Source organism: Janibacter sp. DB-40 (genome assembly GCF_029510815.1).
In the GTDB taxonomy this organism is placed as follows: domain Bacteria; phylum Actinomycetota; class Actinomycetes; order Actinomycetales; family Dermatophilaceae; genus Janibacter.
Genome location: NZ_CP120360.1, coordinates 665606 through 686681 on the forward strand (window position 1 = coordinate 665606; position 21076 = coordinate 686681).

Sequence of the window (21076 nt, forward strand, 5' to 3'; positions counted from 1 at the left end):
CATGCGGATCGTGGTCGGTGCACCCAGCAACGGTGTGGCACTCAAGGACGAGATCAAGGACTTGCTCGAGAAGGACGACCGGGTCAGTGAGGTCGTCGACATCTCCAGCCCGGACACCACCTATCCGGCCGTCTCCGTCGCCGCCGCGCAGCAGGTCGTCGACGGGAGCGCCGACCGCGCCGTCCTCGTGTGCGGGACCGGGGTCGGTACCGCGATCGCGGCGACCAAGGTCACCGGCGCGCGGGCCGCGACCGCGCACGACCTGGTGACGGTGCGCGGGGCCGTGGAGAACTACGACGCCCAGATCCTGTGCATGGGGCAGAACGTCATCGCCCCGGCCCACGCACGCGCGCTCGTCGACCTGTGGCTCGACCTGCGCCACGACCCGTCCGGCTTCTACGGGCCGAAGGTCCGCGAGATCGACGAGTTCGAGTCCGGTGCCTGACCACACCGACGTGTCCGCGCAGGCGGCGCCGGGGGGCAGCAGCGGCGCGATCCCGACCCCCTCCCAGATGGCCCGGGCCGCCGAGGACGCCGCCTTCGGCAAGGCCACGAGCAACCAGCTGAAGTCCTTCCTCCTCGCGCTCACCGCAGGGGGTTACATCGCGCTCGGCTTCGTCTTCTTCACCACGAGCCAGGTGGGTGCGGAGCAGCTGCCGTTCGGGGTCGCCAAGGTCATGGGTGGCCTCGTCTTCGCCACCGGACTGGCGCTCGTCGTGCTCACCGGCGCGGAGCTGTTCACCTCCTCGACCCTGACCCTCACGGCCCGGGCGAGTGGACGCATCACCACGTGGCAGCTCCTGCGCAACTGGGTGGTCGTCTTCGTCGGCAACTTCATCGGGGCCCTGACCATCGTCGTGCTGATCCACCTCGGTCGGGTCTGGGAGCAGGCGGAGGGCCGGTGGGGCGCGGTGGTCCTGGACGTCGCGTTGAAGAAGGTCCACCACGACTTCCTCACCGCGTTCGTGCTCGGGGTCCTGTGCAACCTCATGGTCTGCCTCGCCATCTGGGCGGCCTACAGCGGGCGGACCACCGTGGACAAGGTGGTCGCGGTGACGATGCCGATCGCCCTCTTCGTCGCCACCGGGTTCGAGCACTCGGTCGCCAACATGTTCATGATCCCGCTCGGCATCCTCGTGCGTTCAACCGCAGGCCAGGAGTTCTGGGCCACCTCGGGCCTGGACGCGGGCGCCTACGGCGACCTCACTTGGACCAACTTCCTCGTCGACAACCTGCTGCCGGTCACCCTCGGCAACATCGTCGGCGGCGGCGTGATGATCGGCGTCCTCTACTGGACGATCTTCCACTTCCTCGATCGCCCGGGCAGGGCGTTGGGCTCGCCGACGGTGGGTGCCCGCCCGGCGGCCGCTGCGAAGGGGGAGGCCGCCGGCGACTGACCACCCGCACGACCCGAACAAGCAGTCCCCGACGTCCCCGCGCAGCACGGACGTCACGGCACACGTAGAAGTGGAGCAAGGCAATGGATGTCGATTTCCCCCTGTGGCTGCGGGCGCAGCACCTCCTCAATTTCATCCTGATGGGCATGCTCATCCGATCGGGCATCGAGATGCTGTCCTCCCTGCCCCGGCTGTGGTGGCGCAAGGACTGCGCGCCCGGCACGGAGTGGTTGAAGTTCACCAGGCGTGAGCTGCCCAAGGAGGAGGGGGTCTACACCTCACTGATGGACGAGAAGTCCGTGCATCCGCTGCTCTCACTGCCCGGTCGGGAGAACATCGGCCTGGGTCGCCACTGGCACGGCCTGTCGGTGATGTTCTGGGTGCTCAACGGGGTCGTCTACATCGCCCTGCTCTTCGCCACCGGACTGTGGCGACGCATCGTGCCGACCTCGTGGGAGGTCTTCCCCGAGGCCTGGGACTCGCTGCTGATGTACCTGAACTTCACGGCTCCGGACATCAGCCACTTCACGCCCTACGACTCGCTGCAGATGCTGGGCTACACCTTCGTGATCTTCGTGCTGGCCCCCTTCCAGATGCTCACCGGCATCGCGATGTCACCGGCGATCCGCTCCCGCTACCCGTGGTTCGTCAAGATGTGGGGCGGTCACCAGGGCGCGCGTTCCCTGCACTTCATCGGGCTGGTCATCTTCTCGGGCTTCATCGTGATGCACGTGTCCCTCGTTTTCCTCGTCAACCGCGAGCACAACATGATCAACATGGTCTTCGGCGGAGGTGAGGTCACGACGGCCCGGGCCGCGCAGGCCCTCGTCATCATGATCGCCACCATCGTCGCGGTCGCGATCTTCTGGATCGCGTTGTCCTACTGGTCGCTGGCCGACCGGGTCCGTGCGCAGAAGTTCACCGCCGGGGTCACCGAGGTCGGCCGCAAGCTCTTCCTCAATCGCATGCGGCCGCTCGGTGCGCGGAAGAAGGCCTACACCGACGACGACATCTCCGAGTTCCACTGGACCAACGGCCTCCCGCCGACGCAGGAGGAGTCGGCCGCGTGGATCGAGGCCCGGGACAACGACTGGGAGGGGCTGACGATCACGCTCCGTGACGACATCAACGACGTCGAGAAGGTGCTGACCGTCGCCGACCTCAAGGCCCTGCCCCGGCACTCCTACATCGCCACGCACACCTGCATGCAGGGCTGGTCGGCGACCTCCCGCTGGACCGGCGTGCGCCTCACCGACCTGATGGAGCAGCTCGGTCCGCGTCCCGAGGGGGCCCGCTACCTCCTCGCCGAGTCCTACGGCCTGGCGCAGAAGATGTACGACAACCGCCCGCGGGAGCCCTTCTACGCGGCCATCGACCTCGAGACGATGGCGGAGGAGGAGTCGATCCTCGCCTACGAGCGCAACGGCCTCCCGCTCGAGGACCACCTGGGCGCGCCCGCGCGCATGCGGGTCGAGTCCAACCACGGCTACAAGCACGTGAAGTGGGTCTCGCGCATCATGTGGGTCCACGACTTCGCGGAGTACGGTGACGGTCGTGGCGGGACCAGAGAGGACTCCGCCCTGCAGGCGTTCAACGGAAGGATCTGATCACGCGTGACGAGGATCGTCTCGACCCGCTTCCTGGTGGAGGGCGTCCACGACGACGCCGACACCAAGAAGGCGTTGCAAGCGCTGTTCGACATCTTTGCCGAGAACGGCCTGGGTCAGGCGACCTTCGAGATCGTGGCGGGCGAGCCGACGCGCTTGTGGATCAAGCACACGGACGACGTGGTCCCCGACCGGGACCTGATCGCCGAGACGCTCGCCCGGGCAGGTGACTACCAGCTCGTCGAGGGGTAGCCCGGACGTCGCACGACCCCAGGGAAGGCGGCGGCCCGGACGACGGATATGCGCCTTTTTGCACTGACTGCAAAAAGGCGCGTATCGTGGGTCGACGTGCCTGACCAGACCCCGCCATCCCCCGACCAGCCGGGTCGCCGCGAGCGCAAGAAGGTCGAGACCCGCAGCGCCATCCGTGACGCCGCGCTCGCGCTCTCCCTGGAGTCGGGCGTCGACGCCCTGACGGTGGCCCGGATCAGCGAGGCCGCCGACATCGCGCCGCGGACCTTCTTCAACTACTTCGCCTGCAAGGAGGACGCGCTCGTCACCGACGGCGCGGCCGTGGGCGCGCAGCTGCGTGAGGCGATCATCGGCCGACCCCACGACGAGGCGCCGATCGACTCCCTTCGTGCCGCCGTCATCGACAGCGACCTCGTCGCCGGCATGGAGTCGGGTCGCGAGCAGATGCTGCAGCGCCAGCGCCTCATCCAGTCCGATCCCGCCCTCCTCGCCCGCCAGCTGGCGCAGTTCGCGACGGTCGAGCGGGCCTTCGCCGAGGGCGTCGCCGAGCGCACCGGGCTGGCACCCGACGACCTGCGTCCAGCGACGCTCGCCGCACTCGCGCTGGGGATCGTGCGCGTGGCCGTCCGCCGCTGGACGGTCGACGACTCCCAGTCGCCCACCGACCTCATCGCCGCCGGCTTCGACCTGCTCCAGCACGGCGTGGGTGCCGACGGGGCCAGCGCACGACCCGCCGAAGGAGAGCGCCCCGCGTGACGAAGGACGCCACCCGCTCCGACCCTGCTCCCACCGCCGAGAAGGCCACCGACGGTGACGTACCCGCCCGGCCGATCAACCGCAACGTGGTGCTCGCCGTGCTCGTGTCCGGCGCCTTCGTCATGATCCTCAACCAGACGCTGCTGAACACGGCGCTGCCGGCGTTCATGGCGGACTTCGGGATCACCGCGAGCACGGCCCAGTGGCTGACGACGATCTTCATGCTCGTCAACGGGATCATGATCCCGGTCACCGCGTTCCTCATCAACAAGTTCACGACGCGCGCGCTCTTCTTCACGGCCATGGGGCTCTTCATCGTGGGGACACTCGCCTGCGCGATCGCCCCGACCTTCCCCGTGCTCCTCGTCGGACGGATCATCCAGGCGAGCGGCGCGGGCATCATCATCCCGCTGATGCAGACGATCCTCTTCGCGATCTTCCCGCTGGGCAAGCGGGGTCAGGCGATGGGCACCTTCGGGCTGGTCATCGCCTTCGCGCCCGCGATCGGGCCGAGCCTGTCGGGCTGGATCGTCGACCACGTCGACTGGCACGTGCTGTTCTGGATGATGCTGCCCTTCGCGGTGGTCGACCTGGCCGTCGCCTGGTTCATCCTGCGCAACGTCACCGAGCAGACACACCCGCGCCTCGACATCGCCTCGATCGTCCTGTCCTCGATCGGCTTCGGTGGGCTGCTCTTCGGTCTCGGTGCCGCCGGCAACGCCAGCTGGACCAGCCCGCAGGTCGCCCTGCCGCTGGTCATCGGCATCGGCACGCTGGTGGTCTTCATCCGCCGCCAGCTGTGGTTGCCGGAGCCGATCCTGGAGTTCCGGGTCCTGCGCTACCCGATGTTCACGCTCAACACCGCGCTGGGCATGTGTGTCTTCATGGTGATGATCGGCGGCATGCTGATCCTGCCGCTCTACATGCAGAACATGAGCGACTACACGGCGATGGAGTCCGGTCTGGCGCTGCTGCCCGGCGCCGCGGTCATGGGTCTGATGTCACCGGTCACCGGGCGGATCTTCGACCGCATCGGTGCGAAGTGGCTGGCCGTCCCCGGCTTCACCCTCCTGACGATCACGACCTTCATGCTCGCGCGGCTGGAGGTCGACACGACCTTCACCTACATCGCGGTCGTCAACACGGTGCGGATGATCGGCACGGCCATGATCATCATGCCGGTGACCACGGCCGCGCTGAACCAGCTGCCGCCCAAGCTCATCCCGCACGGCACCGCGCTGAACAACACCATGCGCCAGATCGCCGCCGCCGTCGGGACGGCCGTCCTCGTCACCGTCATGGCCACGGCCGTCCGCGACCCCGAGATCTACGGGAGGGCGGGCCTCATCCACGGCGCGAACGTCTCCTTCGTCGTCGCCGGGGTCCTGGGCGTCGTCGGGATCGTCGGCTCCTTCTTCATCAGGGAGACCGCCCACCGACGCTGACCCGGCACCGCGCGAAGGGGGAGGGGCGCCGGCCGCGTCGGCAGAATCTCTTGACATCAAGATAAATGGGTGTAGTGTCGGAGTCAGGTAAGGCAACCCTTACCTACAGCTTGGTTAGTCACGGACCGCAAGGAAAGGACGATCCCATGACCACCTCCCTCTCCACCGCCAGCTCCACCTCCGTCTCCGACACCGCGCCGCGCACCGAGGTGCAGCAGCTCGCCGAGTTCGTCGACCGGGCGGCCTTCGAGGACATCGGTCCCGAGGCCCTCGAGCAGCTGAAGATCCGCGTGCTCGACACCCTCGGGGTCGCCATCGGAGCGCTCGACGCCGAGCCGATCCGGGCCGTCCGCGGCCTCGTGGACGACCTCGGCGCCTCTCGAGCCGGCGCGCCCGGGGAGCCGGCGCCCCGGCTCTCCGCCACGCTCATCGGCGGCGGTCACGCCGCCCCCGACCGCGCCGCCTTCCTCACCAGCGCCCTGTCCCGCTACCTCGATTTCATGGACTCCTACCTGGCGAAGGGGGAGACCGGGCACCCCTCCGACAACCTCGGCGCGGTGCTCGCCGCCAGTGAGTCCGTCGGCGGCAGCGGCCGGGACCTCCTCACCGCGCTCGCGGTGGCCTACCAGGTGCAGTCACGCCTGTCCGACGAGGCGCCCGTGCGTGGCGCCGGATTCGACCACACGACCCAGGGCGCGTACGCCGCGGCCGCAGGTGCGGCGAAGGCGCTCGGTCTGCCCGTCGAGCAGATCGCCCACGCGATCGCGATCTCGGGCACCGCGAACAACGCCCTGCGCGTCACCCGCACCGGCAACCTCAGTCACTGGAAGGGGCTGGCCTACCCCCAGGTCGCCAAGGAGGGCACCTTCGCGGCGCTCCTGGCCGGCCGTGGCATCACCGGCCCCGAGGAGGTCTTCGAGGGCAACAAGGGCTTCAAGCAGTCCATCGCCGGTGACTTCACGATCGACTGGTCCACCGAGGACCTCGAGGCCGTGCGCCGCTCGATCATCAAGCGGCACAACGCCGAGATCCACTCCCAGTCCGCGCTCGACGCGGCCCAGGAGGTCCGCTCCCAGGACGGCTTCAACGTCGAGGCCATCGCCTCGGTGCGGCTGACGACCTTCGACGTGGCCCACTCGATCATCGGTGGCGGCGAGGAGGGCGACAAGCGCACCGTCCGCAGCAAGGAGGAAGCTGATCACTCCCTGCCGTGGATGCTGGCCGTCATGCTCTGCGACGGCGAGCTGACCCCGGCGCAGTACCACCACGAGCGGATCATCGCCGAGGACGTGCAGGGCCTGATGGGCACGGTGGAGATCGTCCCCAGCGACGAGTTCTCGCAGCGGTTCCCGCAGGCCATGCCGGCCGACCTCGAGGTCACCCTCGTCGACGGCACGACCTTCCGTGCCTCGCGTGACTCCTACCGGGGCTTCCACACCGACCCACTCGACTGGGACGGAGCCCGACGCAAGTTCGACGGGCTCGCCGCCCCCTTCGCCGGGACGCGGCTGCGCGACGAGGTCGCCGGCATCGTCCACGACCTCGAGTCCCACACCGTCGCGGACCTCACCGCGGCCCTCGCGCGGGTGAGCACGACCCGCGCCGAGGCGGCGGACTCCGCCGCCTGACCCTCGTGCACGAGAAGGAGAAAGAGCCATGAGCAACGAGATTCCCTTCGACACCGCGTTCAACTTCGTGCCGCGAGCGGCGCGACCGACCAAGCCGCGCACCCACGGCATCACCGAGATCCGCGCGCCGTACTACTCCAGCTTCGGCACCCGGCACCTGGCGGACGTCATGGACGTCGCCGGCCAGTGGGTCGACGGCATCAAGTGGGCCGGGGGTTCCTTCGCCCTGGTCCCGCCGAAGCAGGTGCGCGCCTTCAGCGACATCGCCCACGAGCACGATGCCTACGTCTCCTCGGGAGGGTGGATCGAGACCGTTCTGCGGTACGGCGACGACGCGGTCGACCAGTACCTCCGGGAGGCCAAGGACGTCGGCTTCGACGTCATCGAGATCTCGACCGGCTTCATCATGCTGCCGACCTCCGGACTCCAGCGCCTCGTCGAGAAGGTCACCCGGGCGGGCCTGAAGGCCAAGCCGGAGCTGGGCATCCAGATCGGCTCCGGCGGGGACTCCTCGCAGGCCGAGCTCGCAGCCGAGGGCGCCAAGGACATCGGCGACCTCATCGACCGGGGGAGGAAGACCCTGGAGGCCGGCGCCGAGATCATCATGATCGAGTCCGAGGGCATCACGGAGAACGTGAGCACCTGGAACACCGGCGCCGCAGCATCGATCATGAACGGCCTGGGTATCGAGAACGTCATGTTCGAGGCGGCTGACGGTCCGGTCTTCGAGTGGTACATCAAGAACTACGGCAACGAGGTCAACCTCTTCGTCGACCACAGCCAGATTCTCCAGCTGGAAGGCCTGCGGCAGAACATCTGGGGCAACAAGTCGACCTGGGGCCGTGTGCTCAACCCGGCCTGACCGGGCGCACCACGAGGGTCGGACTCCGCAGCGGTGTCCGACCCTCGATCCGTGCCCGGGGCCGGTCAGCCCTCGTGCCGGAAGCCGAGCTTGATCGTGACCTGCCAGTCCGCGACGGCGTCGCCGTCGACATGGCCACGGATCGACTGCACCTCGAACCAGTCGAGGTTGCGCAGCGTCTGCGACGCCTCGCCGATGGCGTTCTCGACCGCTGCGTCGATACCGTCCGGCGAGGTGCCGACGATCTCGGTGATGTTGTACGTCCTGTTCGCCATGAGTGCCTCCTGGTCGACCCGGCGAGGGTGCCGGGAGCAGTCACGCTAGCGGAGGACGGCGCCCACGTGCACGGAAATCGGACCGGCGGGCGGTCGTCGTCGTCGCGGCCTCAGCGCACCGAGCCGAGCTCGACGAGGAGGACACCGGCCATGATCAGCGCGATGCCCAGGACCATGACCCGGGTGAGTGGCTCGCCGAAGAACACCCGTGAGCCGATCGCGGTGAGCGCCACGCCCGCGGCCGCCCAGATCCCGTACGCGACCCCCAGCGGCATGCCCTGGCCCAGGGTCGCGGCCAGCCCGGTGAAGGCGACGAGGTAACCGGCGCCGACCGCCGTGTACCAGACCGGGCGACCCGTGGCGGCGAGGCGGAGGGAGAGCGTCCCGGCGACCTCCGCGACGACGGCCACGACGAGGAGGAGCCACGCGGTCACGGGGTCGCCCCGGGTGCGCTGCCGTCCTCGTGCGACCCGAGCTCCACGAGCAGCACGCCTCCGATGATCAGGACGATCCCCGCGCCCATGAGGCCGGTCACGGTCTCGTCGTAGACCAGGGCCGACAGGACCGTCGTCAGCACCACACCGGTGGCCGACCAGATCCCGTACGCCACCCCGATGCCCATCCCGCGGCGCAGGACGGCGGCCAGCAGCACGAAGGCGGCGGTGAACCCCACGGCGACGACGACGTACAGCAGGGGCTGCTCGAGCGCGCCCTTCAGCGAGAGGGAGGCCGTCACCTCGCACACGATCGCGGCGGCGAGCAGGAACCACTTCGTCACGTGGCCCCCGATCCCGCTCGCGACATGGTCGTGATCCTACCGACGGTGGGTCAGGCGCGAAGCGGCGCCGGCGTGGACGCCGCGCCGGGACCCTTCCTCCCGCGGGTGATCGCGAAGCCGAAGGCGGTGGCCAGCAGGTACATCAGCAGCGAGTAGACCGCGCTCGGCATCGCGACCGTCGTGCTGCCGAGGATGCTGATGGCGATGGTGAGGGCGATGGTCGTGTTGTGGATGCCGATCTCCATGGAGGCGGCGATGGCCTGCTCGTGCGACAGGCGAAGCAGGAGCGCCGACCCGTAACCGATCGTCAGGCTCAGCAGGCAGAAGAGCCCGGTGACCAGTCCGACCTGGGAGAGGTAGTCGAGGATGTTCTCGCGCTCCTGCAGGACCGCGCCGATGATGATCAGGACGAGCACGACGATCGAGAAGATCCGCACGGGCCTGTCCGCCCGCGCGGCGAGCTCGGCCCGGCGGCCGCGCACCGCCATGCCGATCGCGACGGGCACGAGCACCAGGGCGACGACGCCGGCGACCTTGCCGAACTGCAGGCCGAGCTCGCCCTCCGCGCCGAAGTGGCGGATCGCGAAGTTCGTGATGAGCGGGATCGTGAAGGCCGCCAGCACCGAGTTGATGGCGGTGAGCGTGATGTTCAGCGCGATGTCACCACGGAAGAGGTGGCTGAAGAGACTCGCCGTCGTCCCGCCCGGGGAGGCCGCGAGCAGCATGACGCCGACCGCGAGCAGCGGTGGCAGGCCGAACGCCTTCACCAGGCCGAAGGCCACGACCGGCAGGGCCAGCACCTGCACGGCCAGGGCGAGCACGACGGCCCTGGGCTCCCGGCCGATGCGGGCGAAGTCGCCGACGGTCAGCGACAGGCCGAGGCCGAACATGATGATGGCCAGGGCGATCGGCAGGCCGACGGTGATCAGTCCGGAGTCCATGGCGGACACGATGCCACACAGGGTTACTCGTGAGTAGGAGAATCTCTTGCGGGTGCGTGGTCCGACGGCGAGGATGGCCCCATGGACGAGGTGAGCGAGCGCGTCGAGCAGGCCTTCGCCCGCACCCCGCGGTCCGGCTTCCTGCCCGAGCGGGAGCGCCACCGTGCGGCCGAGGACGGCCCGTTGGCCATCGGCGACGACCAGACCAACTCCCAGCCCAGCACCGTCGCCGCGATGCTGCGCCTGCTCGACGTGCGTCCCGGGCAGCTCGTGCTCGACGTGGGCAGCGGGTCCGGGTGGACGACGGCACTGCTGGCCGACCTCGTCGGCCCCGACGGGCAGGTCATCGGGGTCGAGCGCATCCCACGACTCGTCGAGACCTCCCGTGCGGCGCTCCTCGGGCTCGACCGCCCGTGGGCGCAGGTGCACCACGCCGACCCGGACGTGCTCGGCGCCCCCGGCCACGCCCCCTTCGCCCGCATCCTCGTCTCCGCGGAGGCGAGGGAGCTGCCCGAGCAGCTCGTCGACCAGCTCGCCACCGACGGGGTGATGGTCGTCCCGGTCGCAGGGGAGATGCTGCGGGTCGTGGCGCACCCGGAGGGCCCCCGGGTGACGCGGCACGGGCGGTACCGGTTCGTGCCGTTGATCTCCTGACGGAATGGACGAGCGCCTCGCGACCGTTGACGCCCACATGCGTGCACTGACCTATGACCGATACGGAAACGATGACGAGCTGCGGATGGTCGACCGCCCCGACCCGAAGGTCGGGCCGAGCGAGGTCCGCATCCGGGTGACCCGGGCGTCGGTCAACCCCGTGGACTGGAAGGTGATGTCGGGCGGCCTCGACCCGCTCATGGACAGCCACTTCCCGGTGGTCCCCGGGTGGGACGTCGCCGGTGTGGTCGACGAGGTCGGGCCGGACACCCCGGAGTTCGCGCCCGGTGACCGCGTCGCCGCCTACGCCCGCAAGCAGGTCGTCTCCGCCGGCACCTTCGCCGAGTACGTCACCGTCCGCGTCGACGATGTGGCCGCCGTGCCCGACGGGGTGACCGACGACGTGGCCGCGGCGCTCCCGCTGGCCGGACTGACCGCGCTGCGCGTCCTGGAGACCCTCGCGGTGACGAAGGGGGACACCCTCCTCGTCCATGCCGCCTCCGGAGGAGTCGGCCACCTCGCCAGCCAGCTCGCGGTCGCCTCGGGTGCGACGGTGATCGGGACCGCGTCGCCGGCCAACCACGACAAGCTCGCGGCCGTCGGAGCGACGCCGGTCGCCCACGGTGACGGGCTGGCAGACCGGCTCGCCGAGGTGGCGCCGGACGGCGTGGACGCGGTCGCGGACCTCGTCGGCGGTGTCCTCGACGTCTCCCTCGAGGTGCTGCGCGAAGGGGGTCGCCTCGCCTCGGTCGCCGACCCGACCGTCGAGGAGCACGGTGGCCGCTGGGTCTGGGTGCGCCCGGACGGGGAGCGTCTGGCGCGGCTGCTCGCCGAGGTCGCCGAGGGGCGGCTGCGTGTCGACATCGACCGCACCTTCCCGCTCGAGCAGGTCCCGGAGGCATTCGCCCTCAGCCGCGAGGGCGGCGCCCGTGGCAAGCTCGTCGTCGCCGTCAGCGACGAGGGCGCGGTCCTCGCCTGACCGCGTGAGCCGTCCCCGGCCGGGGAGGCTCACCCGCGTGAGTCGTCCCCGGCCGGGGCCGACGGCGAACATGCGACGGCCCCCGGCCGGTGCCACAGTGGTCCCATGGAGGAGAGCAAGGTCGCCAGCGCCACCGCCGTCGTCGAGGCCCCCGCGGACGTGGTCTTCGAGCAGATCGCCGACCCCGCGAACCAGCCGGCGTGGGACGGCAACGACAACCTCGCCCGGGCCGCGCCCGGTCAGCGGGTCCGCGCCGTCGGGGACGTCTTCTCGATGGTCCTGATCAAGGACGACATGGTTCGGGAGAACCATGTCGTCGAGTTCGAGGAGGGTCGGTTGATCGCCTGGCGACCCGCGGAGCCGGGTGCGCAGCCGTTCGGTCACCTGTGGCGATGGGAGCTGCGTGCACTCGAGGACGGCCGCACCGAGGTGACCCACACCTACGACTGGTCGCAGCTGACCGACGAACGTCGTCTCCCCCGGGCCCGCCGAACGACGTCGGAGCGTCTGCGGGCCTCGATCGAGCGCTTGGCGCAGCTCTGCACCGAGCGGGCCTGACCCGGCTCGGGGCTGCGGGGCTCACGAAGGGCGGGCACCCACCCGGTGGTGAGTGCCCGCCCGATTCCCCCCCCGGAGATGAACTCAGGCCCCGGCGTCCGCCATGCAGGAGTCGATGGCCATCATCAGCCCGTCCGTGAGGATGACGAAGTCGGCCTCCCCCAGGTAGCCGAAGGGCTTGGGGGCCTTGCCCTTGTTGTAGTAGGCGCCGCCACCGACGGTGGCCTTGGAGTGGATGAGTGGCTCCGACGTCGCACCGGTCTCCGCCATCCAGTGGTCGACTGCGATCGAGGCGTACCCGGCGCACTGCGGCTGCCCCATCTCCTCGGCGATGATCATCGCGCCCAGGTCGGTCAGGGGCAGCCAGGCCGTGCCGCCCCTGGCCAGCTGCTCGGCTGCCTTGTCGTTCCAGTCCACCTTGTAGCAGTGGTGCGCCGAGGCGACCGTCGCCGTCCCCAGCGTCAGCGCGGCCGCGCCTGCAATCACCCCGACCGACCGGCGAATGATGTGGTGTCCCATGACCGTCTCCCCATGTCCCCGTGCCGCCGGACCTCCCGGCGGTCTGGGAGCAAGCACACTCCGGTCGGCGCGGGTGTGCCATGCGTACATCTACCCATGGCGGGACGCGGTGAGACCGTCCTCCCTGTCGAGGAGGCCCATCCGGTGCGCGCGGGTGACGGCGCTCAAGCGGTCTCCGACGCGCAGCTTGCCGTAGATGTTGGAGCCGGTGCACCGTCCGCTCCGAGCAGCCCGCGAGTCGGGCGATGGTGTGCGCCTTGTGCCCGGCAGCCAGCAGGCGCAGCACCTGGGTCTCGCGCTCGGTCAGGTGCTTCGGGGGCAGGTGCTCGGGCTCGAAGAGCCGGACGAGGCCGGCGACGACGGGCTGCACGGCACGCAGCAGCGCCAGGTCCGCCTCGTCGTAGTCCTCGCCGCGACGGCCGATGAAGAAGACGACGAACTCGGCGCCCGGCCGCACGGGAAGCGCGGCCACCTGGTTGATCCCCCAGATCTCCAGGCTCCCGAGGCACTTCGGCGAGCTCTGCCACCGGTCCTGGCCGCCGTAGGCCCGGCCGGCGGTCGTCGGCTCGAGGTCGCCGGCACGGAAGCGGTCGATCAGGGGGTCCGGCCCCGCGTCGATGCGCATGTTCTCGCGCATGCGCGCCCGGGCCGAGGGGGAGGCCGACCGGCCGACGGCTCGCACGTCGTAGCCGAGGGGGGCGCCGTGGACCATCAGGCCCGCGCTGGAGCCGAGCCGATCGATGAGCAGGTCGCTCAGGGCCCCGACTCGGGCATCGGAGGTGCCCGGAGCCTCGACCACTGTGGCGACGAGGTCCACGACCGTGGCGAAGGGATCGCCCCCGCTGTTGGTGACCACGGGGCCATTGTCGTGGCGCCCGGGGGGCAAGTAAAGACGTCATGGGCGAGGTGGCCGACTGCTCGTCCACCCGGGTGCCCACCGCTGGCACCATGGGGAGCATGGACGCCGCACCACCACCTGCCGAGCCAGACGCCACGGACTGGACCTTCGTGCTCGAGGCCGGGTGCCCCGAGTGCGGGTACGAGCTGCACGACCCCGTCCTGACGGGAGAGCGCCTGCGGGCCGCGGTCCCGCGCTGGGCAGAGGTGCTGGGCCGCCCGGACGTCGCGCGGCGGCCCAGCGAGCACGTGTGGTCCCCGCTGGAGTACGCCAGCCACTCCCGTGACCTCGTGGCGGTGCTCGGTGAGCGCGTCGACGCGATGCTCACGGGGGAGGACCCGGTGCTCAGCGACTACGACGGTGAGGCGGCAGCGGTCCGCGGACAGTTCTGGGCCAACGACCCGGACGAGGTCGCGCAGCAGATCGCGACCGGGACCGAGTCCACCGTGGCGGTCCTCGGTCGCGTGAAGGGCGACGAGTGGGAGTGCACCGGCCGACGCGGTGACGGAAGGCCCTTCACCGTCACCGAGATGTGCCGTTACCTGCTCCACGACGTGGAGCACCACCTGCACGACGTCGAGGGCTGATGGGACACGTCCGCGAGGTCGTCGCGACGCTGCCCCCGGGGTCCTTCGCCTTCGTCATGGCGACGGGCATCGTCTCGGTCGGGATGGACCAGCAGGGCTTCGTCCTCGCCTCCCGCGTCCTGCTCGTCATCGCCCTGGTGGCATGGGTCCTGCTCCTCCTGGCACTGGGGACGCGGTGCGTGCTGTACCGCAACCGGGTGGTCGCCGACCTGCACGACCCCGTCGTGGCCTTCGGCTTCTTCACCGTCGTCGCCGGCACCGACGTGCTGGCGGTGCGCCTGGTCGACCAGTACTGGCAGGCCAGCGCCGCGATGCTCGCCTTCGCGGCAGTCGTCGGGCTCTTCCTCGGCTACGGCGTCCCCTGGGCCGCTGCCCTAGGACGGGCGGAGCGTCCCGTGCTCCAGCACGTCAACGGCACGTGGTTCATCTGGGTCGTCGCGAGCCAGTCGGTCGCCACCGCGGCGGCGAGCATCGAGCCGCACGTCCCGGCGGGTCGGTCCGAGATCGCCGTGCTCGCCGTGTCGGCCTGGTCGGTGGGCATCGTGCTGTACGCCGCCTGCGCGGTCTTCGTCGCCCTGCGGATCCTGCTCTACCCCTTCTCCCCGTCCGACCTCAACCCGCCGTACTGGGTCTCGATGGGCGCCATGGCCATCACCGTGGTCGCGGGCGCGAAGATCGTCGAGATGGACTCGACGCCGATCATCGACGTCACCTCCGGACTCATCGGCGGCCTGTCCGTGCTCGGCTGGGCCTGGGCGACGTGGTTGATCCCGGTGCTCTTCGCCGTCGGCGTGTGGCGCCACCTGCTGCACCGGATCCCGCTGACCTACGAGGCGACGTGGTGGAGCATCGTCTTCCCCCTGGGCATGTACGCGGTGGCGGGGATGTACATCGGGCGCGCCGACTCCCTTCCCATCGTCGAGGCGATCGGCTCCGCCTGGCTGTGGGTGGGCGCGTCGGCGTGGCTCTACGCGGCGGTGCAGATGGCCCGGTCGTCCTGGCGCCGGCGTCAGGACGCGGGCGTACGGTCGGTGGCATGACCACTCGTGACCAGGTCCATGTCCGCTCCGTCCGCGACGAGCCCGCCAGTGGCGACGGCCACCGGGTGCTCGTCGACCGGGTGTGGCCCCGGGGCGTGAGCAAGGAGGACGCCGCCCTCGACGACTGGCTCAAGGAGGTCGGGCCGTCCACCGAACTGCGTCAGTGGTTCGGCCACGACCCGGAGAAGTTCGAGGAGTTCGCGAAGCGCTACGAGAAGGAGCTCGAGGGCAACGAGGACTGGCAGACCCTGCAGGACCTCGTCGCCGAGCACGGCCGCGTGACCCTGCTCTTCGGCGCCTCCGACAAGGAGAACAACCAGGCCGTCGTCCTGCGGGACCTGCTCACCCGCTGAGCGCACCCCACCGCGGCTGCTCGTGGAAGTGGTGCACCGGTCCCGCGCCGGCCCCGACGGCCAGGTCCTCCCCGTGGCGAAGGGCGTCGGTGAGCCAGTCCTTCGCCTCCCGGACCGCGGGGAGCCAGCCGTCGTGACGGGGGCGAAGGGCGGCGATCGCCGTGCTCAACGTACAGCCGGTGCCGTGGGTGGCCGTGGTCGCGATCCGGGGGGAGCGCAGCTCGACCACGTCACCATCGGCGGCGTCGAGCCACACGTCGACCGACTCCGGCCCCTCCAGGTGGCCTCCCTTGAGCAGCACCCGGCGGGACCCGGCGCCGGCAAGTCGCTGTGCCTGCGTGATCAGACCCTCGCGCGAGGTCGCCGGTTCCTCCTCCAGGAGCACAGCCGCCTCCGGCACGTTCGGTGTGATCACGTCCGCTCGGGCGACGAGCTCGCGCACCGCGGCCACGGCATCGTCGGCGAGCAGCCGTGAGCCCGAGGTCGCGACCATGACCGGGTCCAGGACGACCGGGACGTCCGCGAGCGGGCCCGAGGCGAGCGCCGCGTGCACCGCCTCGACGAGCTCGCTCGAGGCGAGCATGCCCACCTTGACGACGTCGATCGCGACGTCGGCGACGAGGGTGTCGACCTGCGCGCGCACGACGTCGACCGGGACCTCGTGGACGAGCGTGACCCCCCGGGTGGATTGGGCTGTCAGCGCGGTGATGACACAGGTGCCGTAGGCACCGAGCGCGCTCGCGGTCTTCAGGTCCGCCTGGATGCCGGCACCCCCCGAGGGGTCTGAGCCGGCGATGGACAGGACGACCGGGGGGCGGGGGAGGGGGACCGTCATGCGAGCACCGTAACGATGTGGTTAGTGTGGAGGCACCCCCGCGGGAGCTCGGGCACGAGCTGAGATCGGACTGTCGCCGTCCGGACCGTCTGAACCTGTCCGGATCATGCCGGCGAAGGAAGAGGAGGCGCAGCATGCGCACATCCCATGAGGCCGAAGTCCACCCCCAGCACCGTCGGGTCGAGGTCGTCGACCCCCACGACCCGAGCGTCCGCGTGCCCGTCACGGCGATCTCCCTGGCGCCCGCGCCCGACGGGAGCGAGCACGAGGACGTGCACGTCTACCGCACCCGCGGCCCCGGCTCCGACCCGCAGGTCGGGCTGCCCGAGCTGCGCACGGGGTGGATCGAGGCACGCGGTGACGTCGAGACCTACACCGGCCGCCCCCGCGACCTGGCCGACGACGGCCGCTCGGCCGTGCGCCGCGGAGCGGCCTCACTGGCCTGGCGGGGACGGGAGCGGACCCCCCTTCGCTCGACGGCGGGGCGCACGGTCACCCAGATGCACTACGCCCGACGCGGTGAGATCACCGCGGAGATGCGGTTCGTCGCTCTGCGAGAGGGCTGCTCGCCGGAGATGGTGCGGGACGAGGTGGCCGCGGGCCGGGCGATCATCCCGGCCAACGTCAACCACCCCGAGTCCGAGCCGATGGTCATCGGTCGGGCCTTCCTGACCAAGATCAACGCCAACATCGGCAACTCCGCCGTGACCTCGTCCATCGCCGAGGAGGTCGACAAGCTCACGTGGGCCACGCGGTGGGGTGCCGACACCGTGATGGACCTGTCCACCGGCGACGACATCCACACCACGCGCGAGTGGCTCATCCGCAACAGTCCCGTCCCCATCGGCACCGTGCCGATCTACCAGGCGCTGGAGAAGGTCGACGGCCGAGCTGAGGAGCTCTGCTGGTCCGTTTTCAAAGACACCGTCATCGAGCAGTGCGAGCAGGGGGTGGACTACATGACCATCCACGCGGGAGTGCGCCTGCCCTTCGTGCCGATGACCGCCGACCGCGTCACCGGGATCGTCTCCCGCGGCGGCTCGATCATGGCCGGTTGGTGCCTGGCCCACCACGAGGAGTCCTTCCTCTACACCCACTTCGACGAGCTGTGCGAGATCTTCGCGCGCTACGACGTGGCCTTCTCCCTCGGCGACGGTCTGCGGCCCGGCTCGATCGCCGACGCCAACGACGAGGCCCAGCTGGCCGAGCTGCGCACCCTCGGCGAGCTGACGCAGCGGGCGTGGGAGCACGACGTCCAGGTCATGGTCGAGGGGCCCGGGCACGTCCCGATGCACCTCGTGCGGGAGAACGTCGAGCTCGAGCAGGAGTGGTGCCACGGCGCCCCGTTCTACACGCTCGGCCCGCTCGTCACCGACATCGCGCCCGGCTACGACCACATCACCTCGGCCATCGGCGCCGCCGAGATCGCCCGGTACGGCACGGCGATGCTCTGCTACGTCACGCCGAAGGAGCACCTGGGCCTGCCCAACCGGGACGACGTGAAGACCGGTGTCATCACGTACAAGATCGCGGCGCACGCGGCCGACCTGGCCAAGGGACATCCCGGCGCCCGGATGCGTGACGACGCGTTGAGCAAGGCGCGCTTCGAGTTCCGGTGGCACGACCAGTTCGCGCTCTCCCTCGACCCCGAGACCGCGATGGCCTACCACGACGAGACACTGCCGGCGGAGCCGGCGAAGACGGCGCACTTCTGCTCCATGTGCGGGCCGAAGTTCTGCTCGATGCGGATCAGCCAGGACATCCGGGACGCGTACGGCTCGGCGGCCGACCAGCGTGCCCTGATCGAGGAGGGCATGGCGGCGAAGTCGCGCCAGTTCGTCGAGCTCGGCGCCAGCGTCTACGTCCGCCCCGACACCGAGACGCCTGCGCGATGACCCTCGTGCCCGGACTGCCGCCCGCCGGACGGGCCGCCGTGCGCGGGGGCGTCATCGGCAACTACGTCGACCAGCTGAGCATCTTCCTGCCCGTCGTGGCGCTCGCCCCCGCCCTGGCGACGCTCGCCGGTCCGCACGCCGGGGTCACCGCCGGTGCGTCGGTCATCGTCGCCACCCTCCTGGGCCGCCCGATCGGGTCCATGGTCTTCGGTCGGCTCTCCGACCGGATCGGGCGCACCCGCACGACCAAGGTGGCCATCGCGGGAACCGCGGCGTGCAGCCTGGCCATCGCGGTGGTCCCGACCCACGAGAGCATCGGCGTGCTCGCCATCAGCACCGTCGTACTCCTGCGGTTCATCGGCGGGGTGTTCCTCGCCGGGGAGTACACGTCGGCCATCCCGTTGGCGATGGAGTGGTCGGTGCCCCGCCGCAGGGGCCTCGTCTCCGGTCTGATCATGTCCATGGCCCCGTGGGCGCAGTCGACGATCGCCTTCGTCACCGCCGCTCTCATCGCGCTCCTCGGACCGGAGACCTACGCCGCGTGGGGGTGGCGCCTCGTCTTCGCCGCCGGGGGTGCAGCAGGTCTCGCACTGCTTGGCTACTACTCCTCACGCGTCGCGGACGCCCCGCACGTCGTGCGCCAGCGGGAGCGCGCGGCGGAGGAGGGCGCCCCCGCGGCGCTCGGTCTGCGGGCCGTCCTCGGTGGCCACTACGCGGGGGCGTTCTGGCAGATGTTCGGCCTGATGACCGGTCTGTGGCTCATGACCAACATGGTCGTCATCCTCGCCACCGGTCGGCTCGGGGCCGATGCCGGCCTGACCGGCAGCCGGATCGCGGTCGTCATGGGCGTCGCCGCCGTCGCCCAGGCGCTCGTGATGTCGGTGACCGGCCATCTGTCGACCGTCGTCGGCCGACGACGGTTCTTCATCGCGTGGGGGCTCGTCGCCGCCGTCGCGGCACCCCTGCTGTGGTGGGGCACGCTCGCTGCCGGCGTCATCCCCGTCATCGTGGGGATCGCTCTGCTGCAGGTGATCACGGTGTGCGGCTACGGTCCCGTGGGCGCATACCTCTGCGAGCGGTTCCCCGCGCACGTGCGCTCGACCGGGTACGGGACCGCATACTCCCTGTCCATCGTCGCCCCGGCCCTGTGGCCCTGGTGGCTGCCCACGGTCGAGGGCGCCCTGGGCCATGATGGGTCGGTCGCCGCGGTCCTCGTGGTCGGTGGCCTGCTCGTCGCCGGCTGTGGCGCCCTGGGTCCGCGACTGGCCCCGGCGGAGCTGGACCGCGACGTCGAGAGCCTCGCCCGGGCGAGGGACGAGGCCTCGTCGGAGGCGGCGTTCGCCGGTGGTCACTCATGACGGCCGACCTGCGCGCCGAGGTCACTACGGCGGTCGCCCGGGTGCGGGACCGCTCGCCCCTGGTGCACGGAGCCACCGGATCGGTGACCCGGGCCCTCGTCGCGGACGGCCTCCTCGCCGCGGGCGCGCGCCCGATGCTCACCGAGAGCGTCGCGGAGGCTCCCACGCTCGTCACCGTCGCGGATGCACTGCTGATCAACCTCGGCTCGTTGAGCACCGACGGGATGGCCGGCTTCGTCCCCACGGCGCGGGCGGCGCACGAGCGCGGCATCCCGTGGGTGCTCGACCCCACGGCGATCGGGCTCGCGCCGGTGCGCACCCCGATCGCCCACGACCTGTGCGCGCTCGGTCCGACGGTGGTGCGGGGCAACGCCTCCGAGATCCTCACCCTGTCCGGCGGGGGCCGGGGCGGACGGGGCGCCGACAGCACCGCCACCCCCGACGACGCGGCGACCGCGGCCCGCCACCTGGCCGATGGACGGTGCATCGTCGCCGTATCCGGCGAGCGCGACCTCATCACCGACGGAGAGCGCACGATCCGCGTCACGGGCGGATCGGCGATGCTCACCCGGGTCTCCGGGACCGGTTGCCTCCTCGGCGGGCTGACCGCAGCGTTGCTGGCGGTCGCCGCCGGCGGCACGGAGGCGAAGGGGGTCACCCCCTTCGCCTGCGCCGTGGCCGCCACCGCGCTGCTCACCGTGGCCGCCGACCGGGTGGGCGCCATGGGCCCCGGGAGCTTCAGGGTGGCGCTCCTCGACGCGCTCGACGCGGTGAGTGCCGCCGAGGTGGGCGATGGGGTGGGTCTGGCGTGGGAGTGACCGACTGGCGCCTCACCCTCGTCACCTCCGGCGACGGCCAGGCGACCGTGACGGCCGCCGCCGCGGCTGCCGCGGCCGGCGCGGGTGTGGTCCAGGTGCGCTGCAAGCACCTGCTGGCCGGCGACCTCCTCACCCTCGTCACGGCCGTCGCCGAGGCCGTCGCCCGGGTGGCGCCCTCGACCCGGGTCCTCGTCAACGACCGGGCCGACGTCGCCCACGCCGCCCGCCGCAGGGGGGTCGCGGTCCACGGCGTCCACCTCGGGCAGGCAGATCTCCCCGTCGCCGAGGCACGCGCGCTCCTGGGGCCCGATGCGATCATCGGCCTGACAGCGGGGACACTCGACCTCGTCGGGCAGGCGGAGTCGCGGCGGGGCGCGGACCGTCCGGACTACCTCGGTTGCGGACCCTTCCGGCCCACCCCGACGAAGGACATCGGGCGTCCGCCGGTCACGCTGGCGGGCTACCCGGCCCGGGTGGCGGCCACGCGTCTGCCGGTGCTGGCCATCGGCGACGTGACCGTCGCGGACGTCCCCGCGCTCGCCGGGACCGGCGTCGCCGGTGTCGCGCTCGTCCGCGAGATCATGGGGGCCGGCGACCCGGCGGCGGCCACCCGCGCCTGTCTGGCGGCGTGGGGACGGTGA

The 21076-nt window shown here is 70.9% G+C and carries 24 protein-coding genes and 1 riboswitch; of the genes, 18 read left to right on the forward strand and 6 right to left on the reverse strand.

All coding sequences use genetic code 11. From position 1 onward, the window contains the following. Window position 1: 1 nt before the first annotated feature. The 8 genes from PVE36_RS03290 (at window position 2) to PVE36_RS03325 (ending at window position 7947) form a co-directional block, all read left to right on the forward strand. Window positions 2–445 (forward strand): RpiB/LacA/LacB family sugar-phosphate isomerase, encoded by a 444-nt coding sequence (locus PVE36_RS03290; protein ID WP_277454548.1) that lies wholly within the window; start codon window positions 2–4, stop codon window positions 443–445. Beyond that, entirely contained in the window at window positions 438–1397 is a 960-nt protein-coding gene (focA, locus tag PVE36_RS03295) for a formate transporter FocA (protein WP_277454549.1), read from the forward strand. The genes PVE36_RS03290 and focA overlap by 8 nt, the downstream gene beginning before the upstream one ends. An 83-nt stretch (window positions 1398–1480) precedes the next feature. Then, window positions 1481–3004: a molybdopterin-dependent oxidoreductase gene (locus PVE36_RS03300; RefSeq protein ID WP_277454550.1), complete on the forward strand. Its 1524-nt coding sequence runs from the start codon at window positions 1481–1483 to the stop codon at window positions 3002–3004. Between the two features lie 6 nt (window positions 3005–3010). Then, window positions 3011–3256, forward strand: coding sequence for a hypothetical protein (locus tag PVE36_RS03305; RefSeq protein WP_277454551.1), 246 nt, complete (start codon window positions 3011–3013; stop codon window positions 3254–3256). Window positions 3257–3352: 96 nt separating this feature from the next. Next, window positions 3353–4012 (forward strand): TetR family transcriptional regulator, encoded by a 660-nt coding sequence (locus tag PVE36_RS03310; RefSeq protein WP_277454552.1) that lies wholly within the window; start codon window positions 3353–3355, stop codon window positions 4010–4012. After that, window positions 4009–5457 carry an MDR family MFS transporter gene (locus PVE36_RS03315; protein WP_277454553.1) on the forward strand — a complete coding sequence of 483 codons (1449 nt, stop codon included), beginning with the start codon at window positions 4009–4011 and terminating at the stop codon, window positions 5455–5457. The genes PVE36_RS03310 and PVE36_RS03315 overlap by 4 nt, the downstream gene beginning before the upstream one ends. 146 nt (window positions 5458–5603) lie before the next feature. Next, a complete protein-coding gene (locus PVE36_RS03320) occupies window positions 5604–7085 on the forward strand; it encodes an MmgE/PrpD family protein (RefSeq protein ID WP_277454555.1) in 1482 nt (493 codons plus the stop codon). A 28-nt stretch (window positions 7086–7113) separates the two neighbouring features. Further along, entirely contained in the window at window positions 7114–7947 is an 834-nt protein-coding gene (locus tag PVE36_RS03325) for a phosphosulfolactate synthase (protein ID WP_277454557.1), read from the forward strand. 65 nt (window positions 7948–8012) lie between these two features. Here PVE36_RS03325 and PVE36_RS03330 read toward each other — a convergent pair whose 3' ends face one another. The 4 genes from PVE36_RS03330 to PVE36_RS03345 all read right to left on the reverse strand — a co-directional run bounded on the left by PVE36_RS03330 (window position 8013) and on the right by PVE36_RS03345 (window position 9941). Next, complete coding sequence (locus tag PVE36_RS03330; RefSeq protein WP_277454559.1) at window positions 8013–8222, reverse strand: dodecin; 210 nt, start codon at window positions 8220–8222, stop codon at window positions 8013–8015. Between the two features lie 110 nt (window positions 8223–8332). Next, window positions 8333–8656, reverse strand: coding sequence for an SMR family transporter (locus PVE36_RS03335; RefSeq protein WP_277454561.1), 324 nt, complete (start codon window positions 8654–8656; stop codon window positions 8333–8335). Next, a complete protein-coding gene (locus PVE36_RS03340) occupies window positions 8653–9000 on the reverse strand; it encodes an SMR family transporter (protein ID WP_277454562.1) in 348 nt (115 codons plus the stop codon). The genes PVE36_RS03335 and PVE36_RS03340 overlap by 4 nt, the downstream gene beginning before the upstream one ends. 50 nt (window positions 9001–9050) lie before the next feature. Then, on the reverse strand, window positions 9051–9941 hold the full coding sequence (locus PVE36_RS03345; RefSeq protein ID WP_277454563.1) for a bile acid:sodium symporter family protein: 891 nt from the start codon (window positions 9939–9941) through the stop codon (window positions 9051–9053). Window positions 9942–10022: 81 nt separating this feature from the next. On the opposite strand from PVE36_RS03345, the gene PVE36_RS03350 reads away from it, so the two are divergent. The 3 genes from PVE36_RS03350 to PVE36_RS03360 all read left to right on the forward strand — a co-directional run bounded on the left by PVE36_RS03350 (window position 10023) and on the right by PVE36_RS03360 (window position 12132). Further along, on the forward strand, window positions 10023–10595 hold the full coding sequence (locus PVE36_RS03350) for a protein-L-isoaspartate O-methyltransferase (protein WP_277454564.1): 573 nt from the start codon (window positions 10023–10025) through the stop codon (window positions 10593–10595). A 37-nt stretch (window positions 10596–10632) separates the two neighbouring features. Beyond that, window positions 10633–11574, forward strand: a complete 942-nt coding sequence (locus PVE36_RS03355; protein ID WP_277455750.1) for an NADP-dependent oxidoreductase — start codon at window positions 10633–10635, stop codon at window positions 11572–11574. A 105-nt stretch (window positions 11575–11679) separates the two neighbouring features. Beyond that, entirely contained in the window at window positions 11680–12132 is a 453-nt protein-coding gene (locus PVE36_RS03360; RefSeq protein WP_277454565.1) for an SRPBCC family protein, read from the forward strand. Window positions 12133–12216: 84 nt separating this feature from the next. Here PVE36_RS03360 and PVE36_RS03365 read toward each other — a convergent pair whose 3' ends face one another. After that, on the reverse strand, window positions 12217–12651 hold the full coding sequence (locus PVE36_RS03365) for a hypothetical protein (RefSeq protein WP_277454566.1): 435 nt from the start codon (window positions 12649–12651) through the stop codon (window positions 12217–12219). A 957-nt stretch (window positions 12652–13608) separates the two neighbouring features. On the opposite strand from PVE36_RS03365, the gene PVE36_RS03370 reads away from it, so the two are divergent. The 3 genes from PVE36_RS03370 to PVE36_RS03380 are packed head-to-tail and all read left to right on the forward strand — an operon-like array spanning window position 13609 to window position 15529. Then, on the forward strand, window positions 13609–14136 hold the full coding sequence (locus PVE36_RS03370; protein WP_277454567.1) for a DinB family protein: 528 nt from the start codon (window positions 13609–13611) through the stop codon (window positions 14134–14136). Continuing rightward, complete coding sequence (locus tag PVE36_RS03375) at window positions 14136–15176, forward strand: tellurite resistance/C4-dicarboxylate transporter family protein (RefSeq protein ID WP_277454568.1); 1041 nt, start codon at window positions 14136–14138, stop codon at window positions 15174–15176. The genes PVE36_RS03370 and PVE36_RS03375 overlap by 1 nt, the downstream gene beginning before the upstream one ends. Then, on the forward strand, window positions 15173–15529 hold the full coding sequence (locus PVE36_RS03380) for a DUF488 family protein (protein ID WP_277454569.1): 357 nt from the start codon (window positions 15173–15175) through the stop codon (window positions 15527–15529). The genes PVE36_RS03375 and PVE36_RS03380 overlap by 4 nt, the downstream gene beginning before the upstream one ends. Here the strand turns inward: PVE36_RS03380 and thiD are convergent. Next, window positions 15519–16364: a bifunctional hydroxymethylpyrimidine kinase/phosphomethylpyrimidine kinase gene (gene thiD, locus PVE36_RS03385; protein WP_277454570.1), complete on the reverse strand. Its 846-nt coding sequence runs from the start codon at window positions 16362–16364 to the stop codon at window positions 15519–15521. The two genes, PVE36_RS03380 and thiD, sit on opposite strands and share 11 nt — an antisense overlap. A 30-nt stretch (window positions 16365–16394) precedes the next feature. Next, window positions 16395–16504: riboswitch (TPP riboswitch) on the forward strand. Between thiD and thiC the strand changes: the two genes are divergently transcribed. The 4 genes from thiC (at window position 16499) to PVE36_RS03405 (ending at window position 21076) form a co-directional block, all read left to right on the forward strand. Beyond that, complete coding sequence (gene thiC / locus PVE36_RS03390) at window positions 16499–18259, forward strand: phosphomethylpyrimidine synthase ThiC (protein WP_277454571.1); 1761 nt, start codon at window positions 16499–16501, stop codon at window positions 18257–18259. (Overlaps the previous riboswitch by 6 nt.) Next, entirely contained in the window at window positions 18256–19617 is a 1362-nt protein-coding gene (locus PVE36_RS03395) for an MFS transporter (RefSeq protein WP_277454572.1), read from the forward strand. Before thiC ends, PVE36_RS03395 begins: the two co-directional genes overlap by 4 nt. Continuing rightward, a complete protein-coding gene (locus PVE36_RS03400; RefSeq protein ID WP_277454574.1) occupies window positions 19614–20435 on the forward strand; it encodes a hydroxyethylthiazole kinase in 822 nt (273 codons plus the stop codon). Before PVE36_RS03395 ends, PVE36_RS03400 begins: the two co-directional genes overlap by 4 nt. After that, window positions 20426–21076 carry a thiamine phosphate synthase gene (locus PVE36_RS03405; RefSeq protein WP_277454575.1) on the forward strand — a complete coding sequence of 217 codons (651 nt, stop codon included), beginning with the start codon at window positions 20426–20428 and terminating at the stop codon, window positions 21074–21076. The genes PVE36_RS03400 and PVE36_RS03405 overlap by 10 nt, the downstream gene beginning before the upstream one ends.